Origin of the sequence: Tomitella cavernea, assembly GCF_016599145.1 — a bacterium.
GTDB lineage: Bacteria > Actinomycetota > Actinomycetes > Mycobacteriales > Mycobacteriaceae > Tomitella > Tomitella cavernae.
The window spans coordinates 1-25,764 of the sequence record NZ_JAENKO010000039.1; the positions used below are offsets into that span (position 1 = coordinate 1).

The 25,764-nt window shown below is 70.9% G+C and carries 22 protein-coding genes and 1 pseudogene; 10 read left to right on the top strand and 13 right to left on the bottom strand.

Annotated elements, in window-relative coordinates; translation table 11 throughout:
• Window positions 1-155: 155 nt before the first annotated feature.
• Window positions 156-504, bottom strand: a pseudogene (locus JJ683_RS13350) (superoxide dismutase family protein); the annotation flags it as partial.
• A 197-nt stretch (window positions 505-701) separates the two neighbouring features.
• Here JJ683_RS13350 and JJ683_RS13355 point away from each other — a divergent pair.
• The 6 genes from JJ683_RS13355 to JJ683_RS13380 all read left to right on the top strand — a co-directional run bounded on the left by JJ683_RS13355 (window position 702) and on the right by JJ683_RS13380 (window position 6,864).
• The gene (locus JJ683_RS13355) at window positions 702-2,543 is read left to right on the top strand and encodes a CocE/NonD family hydrolase (RefSeq protein ID WP_200174811.1); all 1,842 of its coding nucleotides are present in this window, start codon (window positions 702-704) and stop codon (window positions 2,541-2,543) included.
• Between the two features lie 10 nt (window positions 2,544-2,553).
• A complete protein-coding gene (locus tag JJ683_RS13360; RefSeq protein WP_200174812.1) occupies window positions 2,554-3,168 on the top strand; it encodes a superoxide dismutase family protein in 615 nt (204 codons plus the stop codon).
• A 77-nt stretch (window positions 3,169-3,245) separates the two neighbouring features.
• The gene (locus tag JJ683_RS13365; RefSeq protein WP_200174813.1) at window positions 3,246-3,740 is read left to right on the top strand and encodes a hemerythrin domain-containing protein; all 495 of its coding nucleotides are present in this window, start codon (window positions 3,246-3,248) and stop codon (window positions 3,738-3,740) included.
• A gap of 27 nt (window positions 3,741-3,767) precedes the next feature.
• Window positions 3,768-4,484 carry an MgtC/SapB family protein gene (locus JJ683_RS13370; protein ID WP_200174816.1) on the top strand — a complete coding sequence of 239 codons (717 nt, stop codon included), beginning with the start codon at window positions 3,768-3,770 and terminating at the stop codon, window positions 4,482-4,484.
• 33 nt (window positions 4,485-4,517) lie between these two features.
• Complete coding sequence (locus JJ683_RS13375) at window positions 4,518-5,957, top strand: aldehyde dehydrogenase family protein (protein WP_200174818.1); 1,440 nt, start codon at window positions 4,518-4,520, stop codon at window positions 5,955-5,957.
• A 10-nt stretch (window positions 5,958-5,967) separates the two neighbouring features.
• Window positions 5,968-6,864: an oxidoreductase gene (locus tag JJ683_RS13380; RefSeq protein ID WP_200174820.1), complete on the top strand. Its 897-nt coding sequence runs from the start codon at window positions 5,968-5,970 to the stop codon at window positions 6,862-6,864.
• A 12-nt stretch (window positions 6,865-6,876) separates the two neighbouring features.
• Here JJ683_RS13380 and JJ683_RS13385 read toward each other — a convergent pair whose 3' ends face one another.
• The 6 genes from JJ683_RS13385 to JJ683_RS13410 form a co-directional block, all read right to left on the bottom strand.
• Window positions 6,877-7,389, bottom strand: a complete 513-nt coding sequence (locus tag JJ683_RS13385; protein WP_200174822.1) for a DnaB-like helicase N-terminal domain-containing protein — start codon at window positions 7,387-7,389, stop codon at window positions 6,877-6,879.
• A gap of 9 nt (window positions 7,390-7,398) precedes the next feature.
• Window positions 7,399-8,676 (bottom strand): HNH endonuclease signature motif containing protein, encoded by a 1,278-nt coding sequence (locus JJ683_RS13390; RefSeq protein WP_200174824.1) that lies wholly within the window; start codon window positions 8,674-8,676, stop codon window positions 7,399-7,401.
• Window positions 8,677-8,812: 136 nt separating this feature from the next.
• The gene (locus tag JJ683_RS13395) at window positions 8,813-9,355 is read right to left on the bottom strand and encodes a dihydrofolate reductase family protein (RefSeq protein ID WP_200174826.1); all 543 of its coding nucleotides are present in this window, start codon (window positions 9,353-9,355) and stop codon (window positions 8,813-8,815) included.
• A gap of 167 nt (window positions 9,356-9,522) precedes the next feature.
• On the bottom strand, window positions 9,523-10,725 hold the full coding sequence (locus tag JJ683_RS13400; protein ID WP_200174829.1) for a GNAT family N-acetyltransferase: 1,203 nt from the start codon (window positions 10,723-10,725) through the stop codon (window positions 9,523-9,525).
• Entirely contained in the window at window positions 10,726-11,430 is a 705-nt protein-coding gene (locus JJ683_RS13405) for a DsbA family oxidoreductase (RefSeq protein WP_200174831.1), read from the bottom strand.
• Window positions 11,427-14,666 (bottom strand): proline dehydrogenase family protein, encoded by a 3,240-nt coding sequence (locus tag JJ683_RS13410; protein ID WP_200174833.1) that lies wholly within the window; start codon window positions 14,664-14,666, stop codon window positions 11,427-11,429. The genes JJ683_RS13405 and JJ683_RS13410 overlap by 4 nt, the downstream gene beginning before the upstream one ends.
• A 345-nt stretch (window positions 14,667-15,011) precedes the next feature.
• Between JJ683_RS13410 and JJ683_RS13415 the strand changes: the two genes are divergently transcribed.
• On the top strand, window positions 15,012-15,761 hold the full coding sequence (locus tag JJ683_RS13415; protein WP_242474701.1) for an MFS transporter: 750 nt from the start codon (window positions 15,012-15,014) through the stop codon (window positions 15,759-15,761).
• Here JJ683_RS13415 and JJ683_RS13420 read toward each other — a convergent pair.
• The 3 genes from JJ683_RS13420 to JJ683_RS13430 all read right to left on the bottom strand — a co-directional run bounded on the left by JJ683_RS13420 (window position 15,721) and on the right by JJ683_RS13430 (window position 17,847).
• The gene (locus JJ683_RS13420; RefSeq protein WP_200174835.1) at window positions 15,721-16,968 is read right to left on the bottom strand and encodes a type II toxin-antitoxin system HipA family toxin; all 1,248 of its coding nucleotides are present in this window, start codon (window positions 16,966-16,968) and stop codon (window positions 15,721-15,723) included. The two genes, JJ683_RS13415 and JJ683_RS13420, sit on opposite strands and share 41 nt — an antisense overlap.
• The gene (locus tag JJ683_RS13425; protein ID WP_242474705.1) at window positions 16,968-17,171 is read right to left on the bottom strand and encodes a helix-turn-helix domain-containing protein; all 204 of its coding nucleotides are present in this window, start codon (window positions 17,169-17,171) and stop codon (window positions 16,968-16,970) included. The genes JJ683_RS13420 and JJ683_RS13425 overlap by 1 nt, the downstream gene beginning before the upstream one ends.
• 157 nt (window positions 17,172-17,328) lie before the next feature.
• A complete protein-coding gene (locus JJ683_RS13430) occupies window positions 17,329-17,847 on the bottom strand; it encodes an LpqN/LpqT family lipoprotein (protein ID WP_200174837.1) in 519 nt (172 codons plus the stop codon).
• Between the two features lie 133 nt (window positions 17,848-17,980).
• Between JJ683_RS13430 and JJ683_RS13435 the strand changes: the two genes are divergently transcribed.
• A complete protein-coding gene (locus JJ683_RS13435; RefSeq protein WP_200174838.1) occupies window positions 17,981-19,627 on the top strand; it encodes a flavin-containing monooxygenase in 1,647 nt (548 codons plus the stop codon).
• On the opposite strand, the gene JJ683_RS13440 is transcribed toward JJ683_RS13435, so the two are convergent.
• Complete coding sequence (locus JJ683_RS13440; protein ID WP_200174839.1) at window positions 19,620-20,645, bottom strand: linear amide C-N hydrolase; 1,026 nt, start codon at window positions 20,643-20,645, stop codon at window positions 19,620-19,622. The two genes, JJ683_RS13435 and JJ683_RS13440, sit on opposite strands and share 8 nt — an antisense overlap.
• Before the next feature lie 389 nt (window positions 20,646-21,034).
• Here JJ683_RS13440 and JJ683_RS13445 point away from each other — a divergent pair, with 389 nt between their 5' ends.
• The gene (locus tag JJ683_RS13445) at window positions 21,035-22,267 is read left to right on the top strand and encodes a metal-dependent hydrolase family protein (protein ID WP_200174840.1); all 1,233 of its coding nucleotides are present in this window, start codon (window positions 21,035-21,037) and stop codon (window positions 22,265-22,267) included.
• Between the two features lie 13 nt (window positions 22,268-22,280).
• On the opposite strand, the gene JJ683_RS13450 is transcribed toward JJ683_RS13445, so the two are convergent.
• Complete coding sequence (locus tag JJ683_RS13450) at window positions 22,281-23,078, bottom strand: IclR family transcriptional regulator domain-containing protein (RefSeq protein ID WP_200174842.1); 798 nt, start codon at window positions 23,076-23,078, stop codon at window positions 22,281-22,283.
• Between the two features lie 138 nt (window positions 23,079-23,216).
• On the bottom strand, window positions 23,217-23,885 hold the full coding sequence (locus JJ683_RS13455) for a PadR family transcriptional regulator (RefSeq protein WP_307810920.1): 669 nt from the start codon (window positions 23,883-23,885) through the stop codon (window positions 23,217-23,219).
• A gap of 169 nt (window positions 23,886-24,054) precedes the next feature.
• On the opposite strand from JJ683_RS13455, the gene JJ683_RS13460 reads away from it, so the two are divergent.
• On the top strand, window positions 24,055-25,758 hold the full coding sequence (locus tag JJ683_RS13460; RefSeq protein ID WP_200174844.1) for a 3-ketosteroid-delta-1-dehydrogenase: 1,704 nt from the start codon (window positions 24,055-24,057) through the stop codon (window positions 25,756-25,758).
• Window positions 25,759-25,764: the final 6 nt, after the last annotated feature.

Consider the following 25,764-nt stretch of genomic DNA (forward strand, 5'->3'; position numbering starts at 1 on the left):
GACTTGGAAGCATTACAACCGTCAATCAACCGATTGGCCCAGGCGAAGTAGCGCAAGCCTCCCACGCGCTCACACTGCGTGAGGCACCGGCCACCGCTTCGCGCTCACTTTTACGTGAGGCACCTCGGCGAATTACTGGACAAGTGACCTAATCGTCAGTCCTGGTGAACGCCCGGCGAGAGGCCCACGTCCATGCAGGCCAGCCGGTCACCCGGCGATCCGGCCTCGCCCGGCCCGGTCGCGGTGCGCTTCGCATGCAGCACCAGGGACTGTGCCCCGCCGTCGCGGAACTCCCAATCGGCCGTAGCCGACGCCGCTGCCGTCGGTGGTGAAGTCGAGCCACACCTCGTTCTGCGGGTTGGCGTAGGCGGGGTCCGTGGACGGCGAATCAGCGGTGGCCGCCGGGTCCTGCACGTTCTGATAGTGCGGCCCCGAGTCCGACGGTTCCGGCCCGCACGGCTTCGTGTGGGCGTGGGCGCCGAAGTCGCGACCCGGCTGCAAGCCCCCGCTCCGGCGGTGACGGTGATTCGTCGGGCGAGCGGATTGTCTGATCGAACGAACATGCCCTTGTATATCCCGGCGCGCGGCGGATCAAAACGGGGCACGCGGACCGATCCAGTGGAATTCCGCCCGCACGAAGACACGGCCGCCGTACGATCACGTCGCATCCGGGCCATGCGCGCCCGGGGAGGGGTGGTTCAATGCGCAGGCTGTCCGCACGAACGGTTCCGGTGGCCGCCGCTCTCGCCGCGATGCTCACCGTGGCACCAGCCGTCGCCCGCGCGGCGCCGCAGGCGGCCGACGTCACCACTTTGCACTTCGCCGTGACAGTGGGGCCGGGCGAACAGCAATGCGACATCGTCGGGGATCTGTACCGCCCCGCGGGTGCGACGGCCGACGCGCCGGTGCCCGCGATCCTCGCCACCAACGGATTCGGCGGCTCCAAGGACGACTTGACCACAGCCGCCGAGTACTTCTCCGGCCGCGGGTACGCGGTGCTGGCGTACTCGGGTCTCGGCTTCGGCGGCTCCGGGTGCCGCATCGGCATGGACAGCCGCGCACAGGACGGCCGGGCAGGGTCCCAGCTGATCGGCTTCCTCGGGGGACGCGACGGGATCGCCTTCGCCGACGCCGCCCACACCCGCCCCGCCGCCGCACCGGACTACGTCGCGCGCGACGCCGTGGACCACCGTGGCACGGCCCGCGACCACGATCCGCGCGTGGGCATGATCGGCGGATCATACGGCGGGCAGATCCAGTTCGCCGTCGCCGCCGTGGACGCGCGGCTGGACACGATCACACCGTCGATCACGTGGAACGACCTGTCGTACTCGCTGGTGCCGAACACCCTCGACCAGGGGGCGGGGGTGGGCGGCCCGGTCCCCGGCGTCAGCAAGCTCACTTGGACGGCGGCGCTCGCCGCGGCCGGATTCCTCACCCCGGTCCAGTACCGGAGTTACCGGGAGGACCCGTCCCGGCTGGCCGGCTGCCCCAACTTCATGCCGGAGGTGTGCCAGGGCCTGGCCGAGGGCGTCACCACCGGCACCGTCGATCAGCACGTCATCGACACCTTCCGCGCCACCTCGGTGTCCTCCTACCTCCCCGACGTCACCGTCCCGACACTCCTGCTGCAGGGCGAGCAGGACACGCTGTTCGACCTGCGCGAGGCCACCGCCACCTATCGCGCACTCCAGGCCCAGGGCACCGAGGTCAAGCTGGTGTGGCAGCGGTTCGGACATTCCAGCGGCGGGACGGTCCCCGGCGAGAATCCGGGCGCCGGCGAGGCGTGGGACCCGCAGACCCAGTACATGGTGCAGCGCCGCACCGACTGGCTCGACCATTACCTCAAAGACGCGCCCACCCCCACCGGGCCCGAGTTCGCGTACTTCCGCCCCTGGATCGAATACACGGGCAATGCCGCCCCCGCGTACGCGGAATCGCCCACCGTGGATGTCGGCGCCCCCCGCACCCTCGCACTGTCCGGCGACGGGAAGCTGGTCCCCGCCGACGCCGGGGCGGTGACGGAAGGAGCCCAGTCGCTGTACACGCTGCCGGGCGGGCTGCCCACCGAGGTCTCCGCACCTGCGGTGGCACCGGCGATGGATGTGCCGGCGGCGGAGCTCCCCGGCAGCGCCGCCGCGTGGACGACGGCTCCGGCACAGGCCCCCGTCGACATCGTCGGCGGCCCCACGCTCCGCTTGACCATGGCCACCGAGCGCACGCTCGACGGCAGCGTCGCGGATTCCGCGGTGGTGTTCGCCAAGCTCTACGACGTGGCGCCCGACGGTACCGCGGAGCTCATCGACGGCCTCGTCTCGCCGGTGCGGGTGCTCGACCCGTCGGAGCCCGTCACCGTGGACATGCGCACGCTCGTGCACCGCATCGACACCGGCCACCGGCTCCGCCTGGTCGTCGCGGGCGGCGATGTCAACTACCGCGGCGGCATCACGGCCCACCGAGTGACGATCCCGCAAAGCAGTGCAGGCCAGGGGCTCTCGCTGCCCGTCCTGTCGTCGGTGGCCCCGAACGTGTTCACGGAGTAGGTCTGGACGTATGGACACGCGTCGTGCGGCACCTGCGAAGTGCGCCGCCGTGGTCGTCGCAATCGCCGCGGCGGCCGCGACCGCCGCGTGCGGGTCCGATGCCGCCGCGCCCCCGCCCGCCGACGCCGCGCCGCCCGCCTCCCACGTCACCACGGGCGTCTTCCTCGTGCCGGAGATCGCCTCCAACGCCGTCACCTACGACCCCGCGAAGGTCCCGCCGAATTCGACGGCCACGGTCACCGAGTCCGTGCACGGCTCGCAGACCGTGGTGACCCTCAACGTCACCGGGCTGCAACCTGCCACCGAGTACGGCGTGCACGCCACCACGGAACCATGCGGCAAGCAACCCGGGTCCGCCGGAGCCCGCTATCAGAACCGCCCGGACCCCGCCGCCTCGCCGGGGAACCCGTCGACCGATCCGGCGTACGCCAACACGTCGAACGAGCTGTGGCTGGACTTCACCACCACCTCCGCAGGGACCGCCTACGGCACCCGCACGCTGGGCTGGACGTTCCGCCCCGGGGAAGCCCGCTCGCTGGTAATCCTCGACCACCTCACGTCCACCGGCTCGCACGACGCGGGCGACGCCGGCGCGCGGCTGGCCTGCCTGGACGTGGATTTCTGACGCCGGCCGCCGCTTTTACGGAACGTTCGTCCTATGATTAATGCGAGGGTGGACATCGGCACGGACGGAGGCCCGGCATGACCGACACGACGCTCGCGGAGGCCATGGAGGCGGAGCACCACGAGATCGACGAGGGGATCTACGCGTACCTGAACGGCGACGCCGACGGCCGCGAACGCCTCGAGGCGGCGTTCGAAGAGCTGCGACGGCACATCTACCTCGAGGAGGTCTACCTTTTCCCGCCGCTGCGCGACGCCGGAATGATGGCCCCTGTATTCGTCATGCTGCGGGAGCACGGCGAGATGTGGCAGGTCCTCGATCAGGTCGAAGCCGCGCTCACCGTCAATCCGGCACCCGACTCGTCTACCGCGGCACTGTGCCGGGATCTACTCACACGCCTGGACGCCCACAACGCCAAAGAGGAGCCGATCCTCTACCCGGAGCTGCGCGGCATCCTCTCCGACTCCGCCGCCGAGCAGTACCTGGCCTTCTTGGAGGACGGCGAGCGTCCCGACGGCTGGGTGTGCGAGCGCGCCGCGGCCGGACCCCCCACCTCGTCGCCCTGGGGGTGACACCGCTCGTGGCCTACTGTGAACACGATGGGAGTATCGGAGGTCGCCGCAGGACTCGGCAACGCTGAGGGCCAGGGTCTGCTGCAGATCGGCGAGCTGATCCTGGCGTTCGTCCTCGCCTCGCTGATCGGCCTGGAGCGCAGGCTCCGCGGCAAGAGCGCGGGGCTCAAGACGCAGGCGATCGTCGGCACCGCCGCAGCCCTGATGGTGCAGATCAGCAAGTACGGGTTCTTCGACGTGCTCGGCGACGGCGTATCGCTGGACCCGTCACGCGTGGCCGCGCAGATCCTTTCCGGCGTCGGATTCATCGGCGCCGGCCTGATCATCACCCGACGCGGGGCCGTCCGGGGGCTCACCACGGCCGCAGCGGTGTGGGAGACCACGGGCATCGGGATGGCCGCCGGGGCCGGGCTGTGGCTGCTCGCCGTCGTCGTTACGGCGCTGCATTTCGTCATCGCCTTCGGCTACCCGGTGATCACGCGGCGCCTGCCGGGCGCGGACACGCTCGTCGACATCGACGTGGACTACCGCACCGGCGGCGGCACCCTGCGGGAGCTGCTCGCGGCGGCCACCGACGCGCGATGGCGCGTCATCCGGGTCGCGCCGCGCGAGGAGGAGGACGGGCACGTGTCCGTGGCGCTCAGCCTGCGCGGCGGCGGGAAGCCGGACGAGTTGCTCGCGCGGCTCGGCGGCATCGACGGCGTCACCGGCATGCGGTTGACGTCGGAAGACGAACTGGACTGACGGCGGCACACCCGTCTGACATAGCCTGGACAGGTGACCACCGAGCGACTTCAGGAACTGTTCGACAGCCAGCGCACCGCCTTCCTCGCTGACGGACCCGCCACGGCGCAGGCCCGCATCGACCGGATCGACCGGCTCAAGGCAATGCTCCTCGACGGCGGCGACAGGCTCACCGCCGCCATCCGCGACGACTACGGCACCCGCCCCGAATCGTTGTCACTCATCGCCGACGTCGTCTCCGGCCTGGGCGAGATGACCTACCTGCAGAAGAACCTGGCCTCGTGGATGCGCCCGCAACGGCCACAGCCGCTGGCCCGCCTGTTCGGCGTCACCATGGAGACGCACGCAGTGCCACTGGGCGTGGTGGGCGTGATCGCGCCGTGGAACTTCCCGCTGCAGCTGCTCATGCAGCCGGCGGCCGCCGCGCTCGCCGCCGGCAACCGGGTCATGCTGCGCCCATCGTCCGCCCTGCCCCGCATGAGCGCGGTGCTCGCCGAGCTGGCCCCGCAGTACTTCGCGCCGGAGGAACTCGTGGTGGTCACCAAGGAGGTCGCCTCCGGTGCGCAGTTCGCCGCGCTGCCGTTCGACCACCTGTTCTTCACCGGCTCCACCGAGACGGGCCGCAGAATCCAGCGGGCCGCCGCCGACAACCTCACGCCCGTCACCCTCGAGTTGGGCGGGAAGAACCCCGCCGTCGTCGCCCGCACCGCCGACGTGCGCCGGGCGGCCGACAGGATCGGCGCCGCCCGGATGGTCAACAGCGGTCAAACCTGCCTGTCCCCCGACTACGCCTTCGTCCCCGAGGAGTCGGCGGACGCCTTCGTCGAGGCCCTCCTCGACGGCTGGCGCAAGCGCTATCCCGTCGTCTCCGGCAACGAGCAGTACGTGTCGCTCATCGACGACGACGCGTACCAGCGCATCATGGGACTTCTCGACGACGCGCGGGCGAAGGGTGCGACGGTGCGCAGCGCCGACGAGGAACCGGCGGATCCTGTGCGCCGACAGATCGCGCCCACCGTCGTCACCGGTGTCACCGACGCGATGGAGATCAGCCGCGAGGAAATCTTCGGCCCCGTTCTGGCGGTGCACACCTACGGCGCGGTGGACGAGGTCATCGACTACCTGGCGCCGCGGCCCAGCCCGCTGGGCGCCTACTGGTACGGCGACGACGACGCGGCGTTCCGCCGGTTCTTCGCGCGCACCCGCTCCGGCAGTGTCAACCGCAACGACTTCGGCCTCGTCAACGCGATGCACCACCTGCCGTTCGGCGGTGTGGGGCGGTCCGGGATGGGCAATTACCACGGCAAGTTCGGATTCGACACGTTCTCGCACCTCCGCCCGATCGCCGCGCAGCCCACCCCGCTCTCACTCGCGTCCATCATCGCCACCCCGCACTCCCGGCGCCTGGCGAAGGGCATCGCACGCTACGCGGACCAGCAGCGGAAGGCGGTCGCCAAGCGGCTCGGCGGGTAACGTCGGCGGCATGCCGCACAGCTCCTGGACCGCAGCGAACCTCCCGTCGTTCACCGGCCGCACCGCCGTCGTCACCGGCGCCACCAGCGGGCTCGGGCTGATCACGGCCCGGCACCTGGCGGGAGCCGGGGCCACGGTCGTGCTGGCGGTCCGCGACACCGACCGGGGACGGCAGGCCGCGGCGGGCATAGCCGGCGAGACCGACGTGCGCGCGCTCGACCTGGCCGACCTCGCCTCGGTGCGCCGTTTCACGGAAGACTGGGGCGACAGCCCGATCGACCTGCTGGTCAACAACGCCGGCATCATGCACGTGCCCGAGGGCCGGACGGCCGACGGATTCGAAACGCAGATCGGCGTCAACCACCTGGGCCACTTCGCTCTGACGAATCTGTTGCTGCCGCGCATCACCGACCGCGTGGTGACGGTGGCATCGCTGGCGCACCGCATGGGCACGATCGACCTGGAAGATCTCAACTGGCGGCGCCGCCGCTACGACCGCGTCCGCGCGTACGGCCAGTCGAAGCTGGCGAATCTGCTGTTCTCCTTGGACCTGGAACGCCGACTGCGCAAGGCCGGCTCCCCAGTCCGCTCGCTTTCCGCGCACCCCGGCTACGCCTCCACCAACCTGCAGACGCGGACTGCGAACCCCATCGGAGACCTGCTGGGGCGCATCGGCAACGCGACCATCGCGCAGAGCGCCGAGGCGGGAGCGCTGCCCACCCTCTACGCCGCCAGCCAGGATCTTCCCGGCGGGAGTTTCCTCGGGCCGGACAGGATGCTCGGCGCCCGCGGCGGGCCCGCGCTCGCGGGGCGCAGCGCGGAGGCCTCCGACCCGGACCTGGCCCGCCGACTGTGGGAGGCATCCGCGGAGCTGACGGGCGTGGGCTTCTCCGCCGGACTCGGCTGAACGGCGAGTCGCTCACGGTTCCGCGGAGCCGTCCGCCGGGTCCGCGCCGAGCCGCCGCCGCAGCTCGGCGAGCCGCCGGGATTCCTTCCGCTGCCGGGTGCCATGCTGCACGAGGATCGGGAAGAGCTCGTCGGTGGGCGCTGCGGCTACCGCGTGCGCCACGGACTCGGCCACGTGCCGGAACGACCGTCGATACGCCGCGCTGGCGACGTCGATCGCATACCAGCCCAGCGCCACCGGCTCCGCCCCGAGCGTGGTGATGCCGCGCAGGGCGGAATGCACGGTACGCGGCGCGCGCAGTTCGCCGACGTCGGTGAGGCGGGAGGCGATGCTGGCAGCGTCGTGGGGACGGCCGGTCCGCGCCTGGTCACGCCACGTCGCGTAGATGAGCGTGTGGGACGGCCTTTCGAAGTCGTCCGGAAGCACGAGTTCCGCCACCGTGGCGATGCGCTCGGCGTCCCGCGCCCACAGTGCCGCGCACAGGAACATCGCCTCCGCGTCCAGCTCTGGTGCATCGTCGATCACGTCGCCGGCCTAGGCGGCCCGCCGGCGGTCGCGTTCCCACGCCTCCGCCAGCACCGAGACCGCGTAGTGCAGGTCCAACGGCTTCCCGTCCCAGTCGGGGGTGAGCGACCCGGCATCCACGGACGGATTCCTGATCGCGTCGGGGTCGCCCGTCATGGCGGGTGCCGCGTCGACGATTGCGCCCGCGCGGAACACGAACCGTTGGCCGCCGAGAGCGTCGATCCCGAAGGCACCCTCATGCAGGCTCCGGTGGCAGGTGCCGCAAAGCAGGATCAGGTTGTCCAGGTCGGTGGCGCCGCCGTGGCTCCACGGGCGCACGTGATGGGCGTGCAGGAATCGGGTGCGCCCGCAGGCAGGGTGCCGGCAACCACCGTCCCTCAGGTGCAGCGCGCGCAGCTGCGCAGACGACGGCAAGCGGCGGCGCCGGCCGAACCGCAGGATACGGCCGCCCTCGGCGTCGATCCTGCGTCCGCTCGCCGAGCAGATCACGGTCGCCGCCGCAGCGTCACCGAGTGCCGGGCCGTCCTCCACGTGCGCCCCCGTGTGATCGACGACGAACGATACCTCCGAGGCCGGCGCGTCGGCGGGGGCGTCCGCCACTGCGAGCATCGTCTCCGCCATCGCCACCACGGCGGGTGCGGCGTCGGCGGGCGGCGGGCCGGTGAGATCGGGCTCGTCGCCGCAAGTGCGCCTGCGTTCGAACTCCGCGCGGGTGAGCGCGGCGAGCAGGACTTTGCCGTCCGCCGCGCTGAGCCGCCCGGAAACCACGAGGTCACCGGTCTCGGAATCCCACCGGTGGCTCAGCCGGTGTTCGGGCGGCCGTACGTCCTTGTCCGGCTGCGGAACGGGCACCGACCGCAGCCCACGGACCAGCCTCTCCAGCTGAGAAGCGGTGGCACCGCGTGCGGATTCCACCAGGTCCGCCTCGGTTTCCGGCGTCGCCACCCGCGTGATCGCCCGCACCTTGGAGTACGAGAGAGTTCCGCCCACGAAGGCCGCGCGGGTGAGCGGAAGCGCCTCGAGACGGCGGGCCACGCGAACCTGGTCGCGCGCCGTTCGGAGGTTGATGCCGCAGCGCCAGGACAGCCAGTGGGCACACGACAGGACGCCGATGCAATTCCAGCCGCCGCGGCGGTCGAACTGCGACAGAAGGATCAGGAACCGGGCCGTGGCGGCGGCGATGTGCGCCGCAAGCGTGCACAGCTCACGCTCCACCTCCTTGATGTCGGAGTCGTCATCGGCGATGTTCCGCTCCCCCTCGAACTGCGTCGTGGAATCCCCCGACATTGCCTCCCCCTCACCCGCAACCCGCGCCGGCATGCGCCCGGTTCCGTCGACCGCGATCGAACAACCGTGCCCACAGTAGGCGGCGACACCGACGGATTCGACGCGGCCGGCCGCAGCACGGTTCCGCGGAACCGTCTCAGGCCACGTCGAACCGCAGGCAGGCGAATTCGCCGTTGCGGCCCACCTCCGCCAGCCGCAGCTCCAGGTGCCGCGGCAGCAACGGCGCGCCCGATCCGAGCGTCACGGGCGCGATCTGCACATTGACCTCGTCGAGGAGTCCGGCATCGGCGAACTGTCCGGCCAAGTCCCCGCCGCCGACGATCCAGATGTCCGCCCCGCCCGCGGCCGTGACCATCTCGGAGTGCACCGCGGTCACGTCGCCCCGGACGAAGCGCAGGTCGGCGTCGGGCAGCGCACCGGGCTCAGGCGGTTCAGCGGAACCGTGGGTGAAGATCCAGCACGGCACCGCATACGGCCACTGGTCCTGTCCCAGCTGGCCGCGGATCCAGTTGAAGCTGGACGCCCCCATCGCGACGGCACCGATGCCCGACATGAAATCGCCGTGGTTCATCGGGCCGTCGTCCTCGATGTCCCGGCTGAGCAGCCACGCCAGCGAATGGTCGTCGGTCGCGATGTACCCGTCCAGGCTCGACGCGGTGTAGTACCGAGTGCGGCTCATTGCCCTGACCTCCGATCCGTCACGCTGCGGCCGCGGCGGCCGATTCCACTACTGCATTGTCTACACGCATGGACCGCCGCACAGAGGAGTTGGACGATGATCCGCAAGCCCGAAATGCCCGACTGGCTGATCGCGCTGCTCGTCACACTCGGCAGCGTCGTCTACTACTAGAACATCACGCCCGCGAACGGCGCCCGGGCCGTGGCGAACAGCGCGTCGAGCCGGTCCGCCGCACCCTCGGAGCGTTCACGCAACCGGCCGGCGTCGCGGAGCTGATGCCACCGGGCGCCGCCCAGATAGGCAGCGCCCAGGTCGGCGACGTCCACCTGCGCGTCCGGTGCGCCGTCGGCACGCGCGGCGCCGTCCGAGCCGATTCGGTAGCAGCCGGAGTTCTCCGGCAGCAGGCCGTCGTCGATGCGCACCGTCACCGCGGCGCCAGGGTTGTACGTGCGGGCGGCGAGCGCGCCGGGGACGTCCACCAGGCGCAGCCACGTCTCGTCGGCCACCCCTGTCACCCGCGCGGCGCGGTGGTCGGTGAGCATCCACGGCAGCGGATCGTCCGCGGGCAGCCACGGGAACCGCACGGTGTGCACCAGGTCCAGGCGCAGGAGGTACCCGATCAACGCACGGTAGGCGCCCGGGGTGCCCGCGTGCAGGTCGGTGACCACGATCGTGCGGTCTCGGCTCGTGAACCACGCCGCCGGGTCCAGCGGCCGATAGCAGACGAAGCCGTCATCCCCGCACACCGCGACGTAGTGCGGCGCGGGCTGCGTCCTGGCTCGCCGCCCCTGCCACCACAGCGCGCTGCGGCCGATCGTTCCTGCCCGGCCTGACGGATTACCGTCGACGATGCGCTGCAACAGTTCCCACGAGCCGTCCGGATCCACCAGGCGCACCGGCGGCGCTTCGGAGCCGGCCGTGGTGCGCAGCTCGGCGTCCCGCAGGTCCAGCGACACCGTGTGGGTGACGCTGGCGATGCCGTAGCCGTAGCGCCCGTAGATCACCGCCTCCGATGCGCGCAGCGACGCCACCGTCTCGCCGCGTGTGCGGCAGTCCTCCAGCTGGCGGCGCATGAGAGCCGTGAGCACGCCGCGCCGGGTGTGGGTGGGCAGCACCCCTACATGGGTGACCGCCGCGTGCGCCACACGGGCCCCGCCCGGGACGGTCATCGTGCCCGATGTGGAGTCCGTCGCGCCCACCAGGATCCCGTCCCCGACGTACGCGCCGAACGTGCGGCCCGGCTCACGCACCGCCGCGACGTCCTCGTCCGCCGCGGGCGCCGGCAGCCCCACCATGGCCGTATGGAAGACGGCGTCCGATGCCGCGAGTTCGTCTGCTGTGGTGAGCGTCCTGATCGCCACGCCGGCCATTCAGTCGTCCTCCGTCCCGTCGAACGCCGTCCGCAGCAGCTCCGTGATCACGTCGACGGGCTGGGCGCCCGACACGGCGTACTTGCGGTCGGCGATGAAGAACGGCACGCCGGTGATGCCGAACCGCGCGGCGAGCAGCTCGTCCTCGCGGACCGACACCGCCGCAGCGGAATCCGGATCCGTAAGCCCGGTGCGCACCGCCTCCGCGTCGAGTCCCTGCGCCTCCGCGATCGCCACGAGCGCGTCCACGTCGTCCACGGCCACCCCGTCGGTGAAGTGCGCACGATACAGCGCCCGCAGCACGCGCCCGCCCTGCACGGTGCCGGCCCCCGCCAGGTGCACCAGCCGGTGCGCGTCGAACGTGTTGGCGGCGATGGTGCGGTCGAAGTCCAGGTGCAGACCATCGCCCGCCGCCACCTGGGAAACCTGACCGAACATGTGCTGCACCTGTTCGGCGCTCATGCCCTTCGATTCGACGAGCGCGTCCACCTCACGCCGACCCGCCCGCGCCTCTCTATCGGGCGCCAACTCGTAGGCCCGCCAGGTGACGCGTACCCGGTCGCCGCGGTCGAACGCGTCGAGCGCGGCCGTCAACCGGGTGGCGCCGATGTAGCACCACGGGCACGCCACGTCGGTCCAGACTTCGAGCTCGACGAAGCGATCATCGGCGACGGGGGTCGTATGGTCGGTCTGCGCAGAGGTCACACCAGTGGCAACGGCGAGCCTGGCCCGCGTGTTCCCGCGTCGAGGGTCCCGAAACGGTGCGCGGTCATGCTCACCGACTGTTCCCGCAGGAACGGCAGCATCTCCAGCCGGTCCGATCCGGTGACCGGGCGGCTGTGCACGGCGACGGCCGGGTCGCCGTCGAGGGCCCGCGCCAGCGCCTGCGGATCACCGCCGATGAGCCGGATGCGCGCCGGGCGGCGCCGCGCCACCGCGTCGAGCCACGCGGCGTCGGTCTCGAAACGTCCTGCCGACACCGTCACGTCTGCTCCGGCCCGGCGCGCCGCCTCCAGCACCCGGTCGAGGCAACGCTCCGGCGCCCCCTCCGCCAGGCGAACATGGACCGGCACGGGCAGATAGCGCAGCACATTGCGTTCGCAGGCCAGGCCGGAAACGTCGCCGCCGGCCGCCCGCCACCGGCCGGCGCCGGGGGCGCGCTCCCAATCCCCCAGCGCCTGCAGATAGTTCGGGCCGCCGGTCTTGCAACCCGGCCCGACGGTCGAGCTCTTCCACCCGCCGAACGGCTGCCGCCGCACGATCGCCCCGGTGATGCCCCGGTTGACGTACAGGTTGCCCGCCTGCGCGCTGCCCAGCCATTGCGCGATCTCGCCGCGGTCCAGCGAATGCAGGCCGGCAGTGAGCCCGTAGTCGACGCCGTTCTGGATACGGACGGCCGCGTCCAGCGTGGGCGTCGTCATCACCGCGAGCACCGGGCCGAAGAACTCGACGCGGTGCGCTGTCGACCCGGGCAGCACGCCCTCCTTGACGCCCGGGCTCCACAGCCTGCCCTCCTCGTCGAGCCTGCGGGGGCGCACCAGCCATGTCTCGCCGGCGTCCAGTGTCGTCAGGGCGTCCAGCAGCTTGCCACCGGCGGGCGTGATCAGCGGCCCCACCTGCGTCTCCGGCCCCTCGGGAGGGCCCACGCGCAGCGACTGGACCGCGTCGACCAGCTGCGCGCGGAAGCGGCGCGACCGCGCCGCCGCGCCGACCAGGATCACGATCGACGCCGCCGAACACTTCTGGCCGGCATGCGAGAACGCCGAGTGGACGACGTCACGCACGGCCAGGTCCATGTCGGCCGACGGCGTGACGACGATGGCGTTCTTGCCGCTCGTCTCCGCCAGCAGCGGCAGGTCCGGGCGCAGCTTCCGCAGCAGCGCCGCCGTCTCGTAGGCGCCGGTGAGGATCACCCGGCGCACGCGCGGGTCCGTCACCAGCAAGGGTCCCAGCGTGTCCTCGTCGACGTGCACCACCTGGAGCACGTCCCGCGGGATCCCCGCATCCCGCACCGCTGCGGCGAGCACCTCCCCGCAGCGGGGCGTCTGCGGGGCAGGCTTGAGAATCACCGCCGAACCGGCCGCCAGGGCCGCCAGCGCGCCGCCGGCGGGGATCGCGACGGGGAAGTTCCACGGCGGCGCCACCACCGTCAGCGGCACCGGGTGAAACCGCGCCCCCGGCGTTGCGTCGAGCTCGTCGCACCGGTCGGCGTAGTAGCGCGCGAAGTCGACCGCCTCCGACACCTCCGGGTCGGCCTCGGCCGGGGTCTTGCCCGCCTCCGCCGCCATCACCTCGATGAGCCGGGCGCGTGCGGCCTCGAGCGCGTCGGCTGCCCCGCGGAGCAGCGCGGCGCGTTCGGCCGCCGGACGCCCACCCCATGCGCGCCCGGCGCCCTCGCCGGCTTCGAGCAGCGCGTCGAGGGCCTCCGAGTCGGAAACCGTGTGTTCGGCGACGCCGCGCACCCCGAGGTCGGACGTCGGTACGCGCGCGAGGATCCCGCGCATCCACCGGCGGTTGGCGGCGATCGCCGGGTCCGTGTCCGGCGCGTTGGCGAACCCGGCCGGCGCTTCCGGCGCGCGCCCCGACTCGCGGTCCTGCGTGCGCCGCGTGTGCGGCACGGGGTCGGCCGCCGCCGCCAGCGAGGCGAGGAACCTGTCGCGTTCGCGGGCGAACACCGCGTCGTCCGTCAGGCGGCCGACAGACGGCATGATGTTGTCCGGGCTCGCACCCTCCTCCAGCCGGCGCACCAGGTAGGAGATCGCCACGTCGAACTCCCCCGGATGCACCACCGGCATGTACAGCAGCAGTCGGCCTATGTCCCGACGCACCGCCTGGGCCTGTCCGGGGGCCATGCCCAGCAGCATTTCGACGTCCACCGCGCCGCGCACGCCGCGCTCCCCCGCCAGCAGCCAGGCGTGCGCGACGTCGAACAGGTTGTGCCCGGCCACGCCGACGCGCACCGCGTCCGCATGCTCGGGCCGCAGCGCGTCGTCGAGCAGCCGCTTGTAGTGCGCGTCGGTCTCCAGTTTGGTCCGCCAGGGCGCCTGCGGCCACCCGCGCAGCTCTGCCTCGACCTTCTCCATCGCCAGGTTCGCGCCCTTGACCAGGCGCACCTTCACCGGCGCGCCGCCGGCCGACCGCCGCCGCGCCGCCCATTCGTGGATGCGGGCCAAGGCGTCCCGCGAGTCCGGGAGGTAGGCCTGCAGCGCGATCCCCGCCTCGAGGCCGGACAGTCGCGGATCGTCCAGCAGCCGGGTGAACACCGCGACGGTGAGGTCCAGGTCCCGGTACCCCTCCATGTCGAGGTTGATGAACTTGCGTGCCGGCGACCGCCCCGCCTGCAGGAACAGCGGTGTCAGCCGGTCGACGACGGTGCCGACCTCCTCGTCGAACGCCCACGGTGCATGCGGCGCGACGGCGGCGGACACCTTCACCGAGACGTAGTCGACGTCGCCCCGTGCGAGCAGCCTGGCGATGCCCGCCCGCCGCCGGTCCGCCTCGCGCGCGCCGAGCACTTCCTCGCCGAGCAGGTTGAGGTTCAGGTCGAAACCGCTGCGGCGGATCCGCGCGATCTCCGGGCCCAGCCGCCGGTCCGTCGCATCGACGACGAGATGCGCCACCATCGCACGCAGCACGCGCCGGACCACCGGAACCGCCAAGCGCGGCATCCCCGGTCCGAGGCGACCGCCCAGCCGCGTGGCGGCGCGCAACCGCATCGGCAGGAACGCGGGCGGGCGGCGCGCGAGACCGGCGAACGCGTGCGCCGCGGTGGCCTCGTCCTCGGGCCGGATCACCTCATCGATGAAGCGGACCGCGTACCGCAGCCCGTCGGTGTCCGCCAGCATGGCGGCGAGCCGGGCGGCCGCGGGGTCCGGGCGGGCGCGCGCAGCCTCCTCCGCCCAGCGCCGGGCCAGTCCGATCGTCTCGTCCGCGTGCGTCATACGCCGCTCCCTCAGCCGTCACCCCCAGTATGGACGTGCAGCGGAGTGTCCGCCCCGTAGAACAACCCCTTGGTTCGGCGGTAGCGCACAGCAAGACTCCGAAGGCATGCCCCCGAGTCCGATCCGCACACCCCTGCTCTTCACCCTGGGCGCGAGGTCGGCCGTCGGGCCGCTGGCCACCGACATGTACCTGCCGTCCCTGCCGCAGGTGGCGGACGAGCTCGGCGTATCGGCGGCGACGATCCAGCTCACTCATGGTGGGGTTGGCGTTCGGGCAGCTGATGGTGGGGCCGCTGTCGGACGGGCTCGGCCGCGGTCCTCGTCGCCGCGCGCCTGGTGCAGGGCGTGTCCAGCGGCGTCGGGATGGTCGTTGCCCGCGCCGTCGTCTCCGACCTCGCCGAGGGCAGGCAGGCGGCGCGCACCTACAGCCTGCTGACGGTGATCGTCGCGGTCGCCCCGATCCTCGCCCCGCCGATCGGCGTCGCCGTCGCGGTGCTCACCACCCGGGTCTACGTCTGCTACACCGTGGCGTTCGCCATGACCTACGGGGCGCTGTTCGGGTACATCTCGGCGTCGTCGTTCGTGGTGCAGGAGTCCATGGGGTATTCGTCGACGGTCTACGCGGTGGTGTTCGCCTGCAACGCCGTGCGGTTGACGGCGGCCAACGCGGCGAACTCGCGCCTGGTCGGCCGGTTCCACCCGCGCGCGCTGCTCACCGCGGGCATCGGGGCGACGTGCGCCGCGTCGGCGCTCCTGACGGTGATCGCGGCGGTCGGCCGCGACGCCCACTGGCCGCTGCTGGCCGCCATGTTCCTGCTCGCGTGCTCGACCGGGTTCGTCTTCGGCAATGCGACAGCGCTGGCGCTGGACCGGGTGCGTGACCGCGCCGGCACCGGATCGGCCGTGCTGGGGGCGCTGCAGTTCGCCGTCGGCGCCGTCGTCTCGCCGCTCGTCGGGCTCGGCGGCGGGCCGATGCCGATGGCGCTGACGGTGCTGGGCTGCGCGGTGATCGCGGCGGCGTTCCTCGCGGCCGGCGGGCCCGCCCGGCGCGGCGTTACCGCAGCGACGCGATCCGCTCGCGCAGCAGAGCGGTGAGCAGGTCTGTCCGGCGCTGGTCGAAGCCGATCCGTCCGCAGAGCTCCGGCCACGGTTCCGCCGACACTGCGAGTCGGTCGAGCATGCGCTCTGTCGCCTTCCGCCTGATTCCCAGGCGTTCCCCCGCGACGACGAAGTCGGCCCGACGCAGCTTGTTCGCCCGCCCCTGCAGCGGCAAAGCCATCGGATCGCGCCAGCCCAGGTACGGCTGCGTGCACACCAGGTCGTACGCGGGCGTGGGGCGCCAGATCCCGTCCGGCGCGTGGATCGAGAGGTTCTTGCCGTGCAGGTCCCCGTTCCCGATCAACCACGAGAATGCGAACTGGCGCAGCAGGTCCAGTGCAGCCGCAGCGTGCGACCCGCCGCCGAGGGCGCACGTCGCGGCCAGCCGCGCGATCGCTTCGTCCCCCTGCATCCGGTACTTGGACGACGGGTAGACCCCCGAAACCTGGCAGGCGTCCTCCTGCGGGATGCGTTCGCCGCCGCGCCGGTCGAAACGCTCGACCAGGACAGCGCTGCGCCCGTCACGGTCATGGATTAGCCGTGTGCGCGGCACTGCCAGCCCGCAGTCCGCGGCCATCGCCATGAAGAAGTGCTCGTTCTCGGCAAGCCTCGGATACCCCGCGGGCGGCGTGAGTTTGAGGATCGCGGTGCCGGAGGTCGTCTGCGCCGGAACCGACCACATCGCGCTGCTCACCTTCGGCTGCACGCCGGCCAGTGCAACCGGATCGTTCTCGACGGCGCCCGTAAGAAGGTCGAAGACTGCGCGGAAGTCCGTATCACGCTTGGGATCGAACATGGGCGGGCGCTGCGGCGGACGCGTGCCCGCCGGTACTACGCGTACGTCGCCCACCGTGTCCGCACCGACAGCCAGCAGAAGCGTGAAGTGGTCGTCCGGTGACGTCTTGGTCGACGACGTGACCACGCCCAGGCGCACGCCTTCCGGCAACAGACCTGCGAAGAACGGGGGCACAGCGCCCGCGGAGGCGACGACGGGAGCAGGGTGGTCGGCGGGAAGCGTCCACGCCACAGAGGCGGAACGCACCGCCGCGGCACCGAGCAGTTCCGGCGACGCGCCCAACGCCAGGTAATCGAAGACGACATCATCGCCGTCGCGATGCAATGTCGCCACTGCGGAATCGCCCGCATACACGTCCGCACTGTCGACGTGCCGCAACGCGGCGGCCGGAATCGCGGCGCTGCTCATCACCGCCTCGTGGTCCCTGCGGGAAGCATCGTCAGCCCGAGCACCTGCGCCACCTCCACCACGGTTGCGAACTTGACCGTGCCGAGCCCGTACTCGATCGACTGCACACCGGACCGCGACACCCCTGCCAGGTCCGCGAGCGTCTGCTGGGTGAGGCCGACGATGCGGCGACGGGCGGCGAACTCCTCACCGATGCGTCGCATCTCAGGCACTGCGGCGCTCCGACACGGTCTGCTGACGCGCGGTCCAGCCATCGTCTTCCTATGCTCGGGAACTCAAGCATAACTGATGCCGCACGCGACGCGTGGACGAAAGGACCTCCCTATGCTCACGCTTCCAGGCATAGCGACGCGTACGGGGTCAGTCCTCCACGCGCAGGCCCGCCACCATCTCGTCCACCCCGTCGAGCATGTCGACGGCGGCCGCCTCGATGGTCGCGGTGAGCTGCGCCAGATGCTGTCCCGCCTCGCGTTCGGTGAGCAGATAGACGGTGGTGACGCATACTGTGCGGCCGTCGGCCTCATAGGTGCCGCGGATGAGTGCCCGCGTGCCCGCCGCCACCGGCTCGACCCGCGCGATCGCCTCGCTCCACCCCGGCATCCGGCGCGCGTCGCCCACCGCGCACTCCATGAACCCGGCGGCATCCACGGACCCGACCAGCGTGTTGTCGACCAGCACCGCGTTCGGCGACCAGCCGTCGCGCGAACGATCCACCGCTGCAAGCACCTGACGTGCGCCGGGCAGCACCTCCGGCCCGAGCACCGTCCACCCCTCGGGCGCCGGCACCGCGGCCGCCGGCAGGGACAGGTCGACGGGACGGAACCCGATGCCCGCCTCCTCGAGAAATTGCTGAATCGTGGGCGTTCCGTTGTCGCTCATGCCCACCATTGTCCATGCGCCGCCACGCGACGTGCGTGCCGCGTGGCGGGAGGAACCGTTCCACGCCGCACGGCACTAATATACCGTTTAGGCATATTGACTGTGGCGTACGTCTCGAATGCGAGGAACCATCATGACCGGACCGGAAGCTTCCAGCCCTGCCGCCACGGGCGGTGACACCGACGTGGACGTCGTGATCGTCGGCGCCGGGGTCGCGGGCATGTACGCGGTCCACCGGCTGCGGGGCGACGGACTGACCGTGCAGGCCTTCGAGGCAGGGTCCGACGTGGGCGGCACCTGGCACCACAACCGCTACCCCGGGGCGCGCTGCGACGTCGAAAGCGTCGACTACTCCTATTCCTTCTCCGACGAGCTGCAGCAGGAGTGGGACTGGTCCGAGCGCTACGCCACCCAGCCGGAGATCCTGCGCTACCTGCACCACGTGGCCGACCGCTTCGACCTGCGGCGCAGCATCGCATTCAACACCCGCGTCACCGCGGCCCACTACGACGAGGCCGCCAACCTGTGGACGGTCACCACCGACGCCGGCACGACCATGACCTGCCGGTTCTGCGTGTTCGCCAGCGGCTCGCTGTCCGCCGTCAACTACCCGGACATCCCCGGGCGCACGAGCTTCGCCGGCGCCGTTCTGCACACCGCCGCCTGGCCCCACGGGAGCGTCGACCTCACCGGCCGGCGCGTCGGCGTCATCGGCACCGGCTCGTCCGGCATCCAGCTGGTCCCCGAGGTGGCGCGCGAGGCCGCACACGTGACCGTCTTCCAGCGCACGCCCAACTATTCGATCCCCGCCGCAAACCGGCCCACCGACGACGACGAGCGGCGTGCGCAGAAGGCCCGCTACGCGGAACGCCGCCGCAAGTCCCGGCTCAGCGGCGGCGGCTCGCCGTTCGTCCCCCACGACAAGAACACGCTCGAGGTCGACGACGCCGAGCGCGAACGCGTCTACGAGCACTACTGGATGCTCGGGGGCGTGCTGTTCTCCAAGGCTTTCCCCGACCAGATGCGCAACGAGGACGCCAACGCGCTGGCCCGCGACTTCGCCGAGCGCAAGATCCGCGCCGTCGTCGACGACCAGGCGGTGGCCGACGACCTGATCCCCACCGACCATCCCATCGGCACCAAACGCATCGTCACCGACTCCGGCTACTTCCAGTCCTACAACCGCGACAACGTCGACCTGGTGAACCTGCGCCGCACGCCGATCGAGCGCATCACCCCGTCCGGCATCGACACCGCGGACGTCGACGGCCGAACCACCGCGCACGACCTGGACTTACTCGTCTTCGCCACCGGATTCGACGCGGTCACCGGCGCCATGGACCGCATCGACGTCCGCGGCCGCGGCGGCCGTACCATCCACGACGCGTGGGCCGACGGGGTGCAGAGCTACCTGGGACTGCAGGTGGCAGGATTCCCGAACCTGTTCACCGTCAACGGACCCGGCAGCCCGGGAGTGCTCGCCAACATGGTGCTCACCTCCGAGGACCACGTCGACTGGATCGCCGGCACCATCGAGCATCTACGCAGCCGTGGCCTGGAATCGATCGAACCGGACGCGGAAGCCGAGCAGGCGTGGATGCAGCGGTGCGGACAGCTGGCCGCGCAGACGCTGTTCCCCCGCGCGAACTCCTGGTACATGGGCGCCAACATCCCCGGCAAGCCACGGGTGTTCATGCTCTACAGCGCCGGGTTCGGCAAGTACCGCGAGGAGCTGGCCGAACTCACCGACGCCGGCTACAAGGGGTTCCAGCTCAGGTGAGCGGCGCGGCGGATTCGCCCATCTTCTCCAGCAGCGCGAAGGACAGGAAGGTCATAGGCCCCTTGTCCTCGAAACGCCCGCTGACGTTTCCGGCGAGCCCGCCCTGCACCGCCAGCTCCCCCATCAGGTCGAGTTTGAGCTGCGGGCTCCCCGCGGAGAAGTCGAGCTCGTCCAGGTCGGTCCACACGATGTTCGGCCGGGTGGTCGATTCGTAGACGTACCGACGGTTCGTCAGGTCGGTGACGGTCTGCCAGATCGTTTGCGACGCATCCGGTTTGCCGGGATCCGGAATGCGGAATGGCTGCGCAGCATTGCGGATCACGCTGAACATCGCGGCGATCGACTCCAGCTGATCCTTCGGACGGTCGAGACGCCCTACGTAGTAGGTCGCCCGCGCGAAGCGGTCCTGCGCGTCCGTCGACCCCGGCAGCGGCGCGTCACCGCCGAGGCCAGCGAATCGCTGTACCAGTTCCAGCTGACGCTCGTATGTGGGAGAATTGGTCATCACTCGGTATTCAGGACTGTGGTAGATCCGCGGATGGCCTTCCACATACTCGATGATCGCGGAATCGCCGGTCTCATCGTCGAGCGCCACATGGATAGCGGGAGGCCTACCGCCCGTCGGATCCGGCATCTGCACCACTTGGACGTCGTTGCCCTCCACCCAGGCGACCGCGTCGGCCACGGTGGCGAAATTATCGAGGAAATACTGCAGCCAGATCGCCTGCGACAATTGCGTGCGGAATTCATCCCGAATACCGTAATCGGATTCCGCCAGCCACAGCACGTGTCCCGCAAGGCCCGCCTCGTTGAGGCCGTCCACGGAGATCATGTCGAACGCAGCAGCGATCACGCTCCCGTACTTCGCAGTCCACTGCAGACGTCCCTCGACGCCGTCGTCGCGGTGCACTCCGCGTGGCAATTTCCACAGATTCGTCATCAAATCCTTATGGAAGTCCATATTGCGACCGACGACCACGGCGCCGTTCGCCTCAGACCACATGACACGCGTGCACATACGCTCCCCACCAATACCGGTCGATGGACATCCTCGACAACGACGTCGTCGCCATCCGCCCGGATCCTAAGCCGCCTTCGGCAACCGCGTCCCGGTTTCCGCGGCCTGCCCGACCGATCATGCCGGATTCCCCGAGAACTGCCACGACCTGCGCCGCCGGTGTTAGCGTGTGCCTCAACGCCGGGTCACCGGGCTCGCATCCGCCGCCAGGCAGCATGCCGAAGGGGGATTTTCACCTGGCATCGAGAACGTGCACGGACAGCATCTCCCGCACATTCTCGGACACTCACCCACCCGCGGCGGAGTGTGGATTCATTCGAGCCACGAGCACTGCCGCAGCACACCCGGATCACTCGCACAAGACAATCAGACAGGGAAAAGGGGTCCAGATGATCGTTCTGCACAACGCTCGCCTCATCGACGGCAACGGCGGCGAGCCCGTGCCCGACGCCACGGTGCAGATCGCCGACGGCACGATCGCCTATGCGGGCCCCTCGTCGGGGGCTCCGGCGGTCGGGGACGACCACGCCCCGGTGACGGTGGACCTGCAGGGCAACACCGTCTGCCCGGGATTCTTCGACGTCCACGTGCACATGTCGCTGCCGGGCACCAAGGGATCGCCGATCATGGCGGCCATGGTGCCGCCGTCGTACCGCTACTTCCAGCTCATCGACCGCCTCAAGGCCACGGTGGAGGCCGGCGTCACCACCGTGCGCGACCTCATGGGCGTGGATGTCGGCGTGCGGGACGCCGTGGCGCACGGGCTGATCGAGGGCCCGCGTCTGCTCGTGGCGGACAGGATGCTCAGCCAGACCGGCGGACACGCGGATTTCCACGCGCCGTCCGGCGTCGACGGCACCGGGATCATCGGCGGCAGCCTCGTCGACACCCCCGACGAGGCGCGCCTGCGGGCGCGCGAGCTGCTGCGCGAGGGCGTCGACGTCATCAAGGTCGCCTCCAGCGGCGGCGTCAGCTCACCCAGCGACGACCCGGACTGGCTGGGTGCCCGCGAGGAGCTCGTCGCCGCGCTGGTCGAGGAGGCCGCCAACTACGGCGGCCGTCCGGTGGCCGCGCACGCGATCGGGCTGGCGGGCATCACCGCCGCGGTCAAGGCCGGGGTGCGCAGCATCGAGCACGGCTACGCGCTGACGGACGAGCTGCGCAAGGAGATGGTCGAGCGCGGCCAGTTCCTGGTGCCGACGCTGCTGGAGACCCTCCACCCGGATACCGCCACGCCTCAGGCCGTCGCCAAGAGCACCAAGTGGCACGAGATCGCGCAGGCCTCGATCCGCGCCTCAGTGGAGGCGGGCATCAAGATCGCCGTCGGCACAGACGCGGGTCTGGTGCCGGACCACGGCACCAACCTGCAGGAGATCGGGCTGCTGGTGAAGCACGGCGGCATGACCCCGATGCAGGCGATCGTCGCCGGCACCCGCACGTCGGCCGAACTGTGCGGCGTCGACGGCACGCTCGGCACCCTCGAGGCCGGCAAGACCGCCGACGTCGTCGTGGTGAAGGGCGACCCGAGCATCGACGCCGACCTGGTCGGCGACAACGAGAACATCCTGCTGGTACTCAAGGAGGGCAAGGCCAAGAGCAACCGCGGCGGGTTCATGGTGTGAATCGCGCCGCGCGCTACGCACTCATACGGGCGTGATTCGGGGCGGTCACGCCGCCCAGTGCGCGCGAGATCGTTCCGGCGGCGATGCGCAGCGGCGAGATCACCCGCGGATCCAGGCGGGCATGCCGGTTGGGGGCGCACAGCGAGAGCGCCGCGGTCGCCTCGCCGATGCGCCCGATCGGCGCGGCCACGCAGCTGTAGCCGTGCGGCGCCGACGACGCGACGCGCGCGACCCCTTCCCGCACGATCCGCGCATCCGCGGCGGGGTCCATGCGCGGGTCCCCGCGCCCGGCCAGCAGCACCGCGCCGAGGGCGGTGCCGACGGCCGGCCGTCGCCCGCCGACCTGCGTGGGCACCGCCTGCACCAGCCGGCCGCCGATCTTGTCGAGGTAGAGGATGTCGTCCCCGCCCGGCCCCTCGATCATCCCCAGATGCACGACAAGCCGGGTGGCCGCGTGCAGCTCGTACATCACCGGCAGCGCGGTGGCGTGCAGCTCGTCCTGGTTGACGGCGAGCGCACCGAGCTCCAGCAGGCGGAGTCCCAGGCGGTAGCGGCGGCCGGAGCGGTGCATCCACCGCATGCGCACCAGCTGCTCCAGCATGCGATGCACCGACGAGCGCGGCAGCTCGCTGCGGCGCACGACGTCGGCCAAGGTGAGCCCGGACGCCGCCTCGCCTCCCTCGAACACGTCGAGGACCACCGAGACGCGCTCGAGCAGCGCCGTGGGGGTGTCGCCGCGCCGGGCACCGCCGCCCGGGCGGGCAACCTCCGGACGATCCTGCAAGGACACATCTGTCCTGAGGTCTGTCATCGCATCTCCCGAGTCTCGACGGCGGCTCGCGGTCCACCGACATCCGCAAGCGATATTCCTGATCGGTATATGCCTAACAGTAATATAAAACTCGGTCGATGTGTAGCCCACCTCACATGCGGCGCGGCGACAGTCCGCTCAGTCCCTGCTCTTCCAGCGCCCCGGATCGAGCGGGATCGGCAGGCCGGTGCCCTCCTGCTTGGCGGCCGAATCGAAGCGGGCGCCGGCGACGTCGATCTGCCCGAGGAGCTCCTGCGCCAATGCGATCTCGCTGTCGTAGTGCCGACGCGACCACTCCATGACGATCCGCGTGTATGCCCACGACGGCTCCCGCCGCGCGTTCTGCGCCCGTTCGGCCGCCCCATCGCGCAGTGCGGTCATCTGCGCGATGTGCTCGCGCACCATCTCCTTGAGTTGCGCCGGGTCGCTCAGATGCCCCAGCCACAAGTGCAGCATCGTCGGGTGCTTCAACACCGGTCGGTCCACCTCGGACTCGCGAGCCCACCGCCGCAACGCTGCAAGACCCGCCGGAGTGATCGAGTACACCCGACGGTTCCGTGCCCCGCCGCCGCCGTCGCCCGACTCGACGAAACCGTGCTTCTCGAGGCGCTTGAGCTCGGAATACACCTGACTGAACGACGGCGACCAGTAGAAGTAGTTGAGCGACCAGTCCGCCCAGGTCTTGATATCGTAGCCGGAGAGCCCCTCGCCGAAGGACAACGTCCCGAGCACCGCCCAGGCCGTCGCCGGCATCGACAGCAGCGCTTCTTCGGAAGACTCGGACGGCACATCGGCAGAGGCGGACACGGGTGAACGCTAGCAGCACGTACCCGATATCCGGGGCCGACGACGGCGCTATGCCGCCACATGGGAGCTCCGATGTCGGCTTCCGGTGTGCGGGTCTACCGTGACGCCCACATACCTGTGCACACTGTCACCGCGCCGCCGAGAAGCGCCGGCGCCGAAAGAGGACTTCATGGCAACATCAGCACGCGCCGCCCTTCCCCCTGTCCCCGCGAAGGACATCACCGTCGATCTGCTGGTGATCGGCTCCGGCACCGGCATGGCCGCCGCCTTGACGGCGCACGAGGAGGGCCTCTCGACGCTGGTAGTGGAGAAGTCCCCGTACGTGGGCGGGTCCACGGCCCGGTCCGGCGGGGCCTTCTGGGTGCCCGACAACCCGATCCTGCGCAAGGCAGGCGCGGGCGATTCCCTCGATCGCGCCGAAGAGTACGTGCACGCCGTCGTCGACGGCACTGCGCCCGCGGAGCGCGGCCAGTCGTTCCTCGACCACGGCACGGCGGCGGTCGAGATGCTGCAGCGGACCACTCCGCTCAACCTGTTCTGGTCCAAAGGCTACTCGGATTACCACCCCGAGCAGCCGGGCGGCAACGCCGCGGGTCGCACCTGCGAGAGCCGGCCGTTCGACGCCTCAATGCTGCGCGATGAGCGCCCGCGGCTGCGCCCCGGCATGATGGAGTCGGCGCTGCCGATGCCCATCACCGGCGTCGACTACCGGTGGATGAACCTGATGGTGCGCAAGCCTGGCAAGGCGTTCCCCCGCATCTTCAAGCGCCTGTCGCAGGGAGTGGGCGGCAAGGCGCTCAAGCGTGAATACATGGCCGGCGGCCAGGCGCTGGCCGCCGGCCTGTTCGCCGGCGTGCTGCGCGCAGGGATACCCGTGTGGACTGAGACGTCGCTGGTGAAGCTCGTCGAGGAGGACGGCCGCATCACCGGTGCCGTCGTCGAGCAGGACGGTTCCGAGTACACGGTCACCACGCGCCGGGGCGTGGTGCTGGCCGCCGGCGGGTTCGACCACGACATGGCGATGCGCCACAAGTTCCAGTCGGAGCGGCTGCGCGACAACGAGTCGATGGGCGCCGAGGGCAACACGGGCGACGCCATCCGCGCCGCGCAGGACGTAGGCGCGGGGATCGGGCTGATGGACCAGGCCTGGTGGTTCCCGGCCGTGGCGCCCGCCCGCAGCGGAAACCCGCCCATGGTGATGCTGGCCGAGCGCGCCCTCCCCGGCTCGTTCATCGTGGACCAGACCGGTCGCCGGTTCACCAACGAGGCCAAGGATTACATGTCCTTCGGTCAGACGGTGCTGCAGCGCGAGCGCGAAGGCGACCCCATCGAGTCGATGTGGATCATCTTCGACCAGAAGTATCGCAACAGCTACGTCTTCGCCGGGATGCTCTTCCCCCGCATGGCGATCCCCGAGTCCTGGTACAAGGCGGGCACCGCGCACCGGGCCGAGAGCCCCGGGGCACTCGCCGATTCGGTGGGCCTGCCGCGGGAGGCGTTCACCGAGGCGTTCGAGCGCCACAACGTCTCGGCCGCTGCCGGCAGCGACGAGGACTTCGGTCGCGGCCGCAGCGCCTACGACCGCTACTACGGCGACCCCACGGTCTCCCCCAACCCCAACCTGCGCCCCCTGGACCATGGCCCCTTCTACGCGGTGAAGATGACGCTGAGCGACCTCGGCACCTGCGGTGGCGTGCTCGCCGACGACAAGGGCCGGGCGCTGCGCGAGGACGGCACCACCATCGACGGGCTCTACGCCATCGGCAACACCGCCGCCAACGCGTTCGGCCACTCGTACCCGGGCGCGGGCGCGACGATCGGCCAGGGCATCGTCTACGGCTACATCGCGGCGCGCGACGCGGCCGGGAAGTAGCACGCC

Coding starts and splice junctions, on each gene's coding strand:
- JJ683_RS13355 (WP_200174811.1), top strand. CDS start 702: ATGCGCAGGCTGTCCGCACGAACGGTTCCGGTGGCCGCCGCTCTCGCC.
- JJ683_RS13360 (WP_200174812.1), top strand. CDS start 2,554: ATGGACACGCGTCGTGCGGCACCTGCGAAGTGCGCCGCCGTGGTCGTC.
- JJ683_RS13365 (WP_200174813.1), top strand. CDS start 3,246: ATGACCGACACGACGCTCGCGGAGGCCATGGAGGCGGAGCACCACGAG.
- JJ683_RS13370 (WP_200174816.1), top strand. CDS start 3,768: ATGGGAGTATCGGAGGTCGCCGCAGGACTCGGCAACGCTGAGGGCCAG.
- JJ683_RS13380 (WP_200174820.1), top strand. CDS start 5,968: ATGCCGCACAGCTCCTGGACCGCAGCGAACCTCCCGTCGTTCACCGGC.
- JJ683_RS13390 (WP_200174824.1), bottom strand. CDS start 8,676: ATGTCGGGGGATTCCACGACGCAGTTCGAGGGGGAGCGGAACATCGCC.
- JJ683_RS13395 (WP_200174826.1), bottom strand. CDS start 9,355: ATGAGCCGCACTCGGTACTACACCGCGTCGAGCCTGGACGGGTACATC.
- JJ683_RS13400 (WP_200174829.1), bottom strand. CDS start 10,725: ATGGCCGGCGTGGCGATCAGGACGCTCACCACAGCAGACGAACTCGCG.
- JJ683_RS13410 (WP_200174833.1), bottom strand. CDS start 14,666: ATGACGCACGCGGACGAGACGATCGGACTGGCCCGGCGCTGGGCGGAG.
- JJ683_RS13420 (WP_200174835.1), bottom strand. CDS start 16,968: ATGAGCAGCGCCGCGATTCCGGCCGCCGCGTTGCGGCACGTCGACAGT.
- JJ683_RS13425 (WP_242474705.1), bottom strand. CDS start 17,171: ATGCGACGCATCGGTGAGGAGTTCGCCGCCCGTCGCCGCATCGTCGGC.
- JJ683_RS13430 (WP_200174837.1), bottom strand. CDS start 17,847: ATGAGCGACAACGGAACGCCCACGATTCAGCAATTTCTCGAGGAGGCG.
- JJ683_RS13435 (WP_200174838.1), top strand. CDS start 17,981: ATGACCGGACCGGAAGCTTCCAGCCCTGCCGCCACGGGCGGTGACACC.
- JJ683_RS13440 (WP_200174839.1), bottom strand. CDS start 20,645: ATGTGCACGCGTGTCATGTGGTCTGAGGCGAACGGCGCCGTGGTCGTC.
- JJ683_RS13445 (WP_200174840.1), top strand. CDS start 21,035: ATGATCGTTCTGCACAACGCTCGCCTCATCGACGGCAACGGCGGCGAG.
- JJ683_RS13450 (WP_200174842.1), bottom strand. CDS start 23,078: ATGACAGACCTCAGGACAGATGTGTCCTTGCAGGATCGTCCGGAGGTT.
- JJ683_RS13460 (WP_200174844.1), top strand. CDS start 24,055: ATGGCAACATCAGCACGCGCCGCCCTTCCCCCTGTCCCCGCGAAGGAC.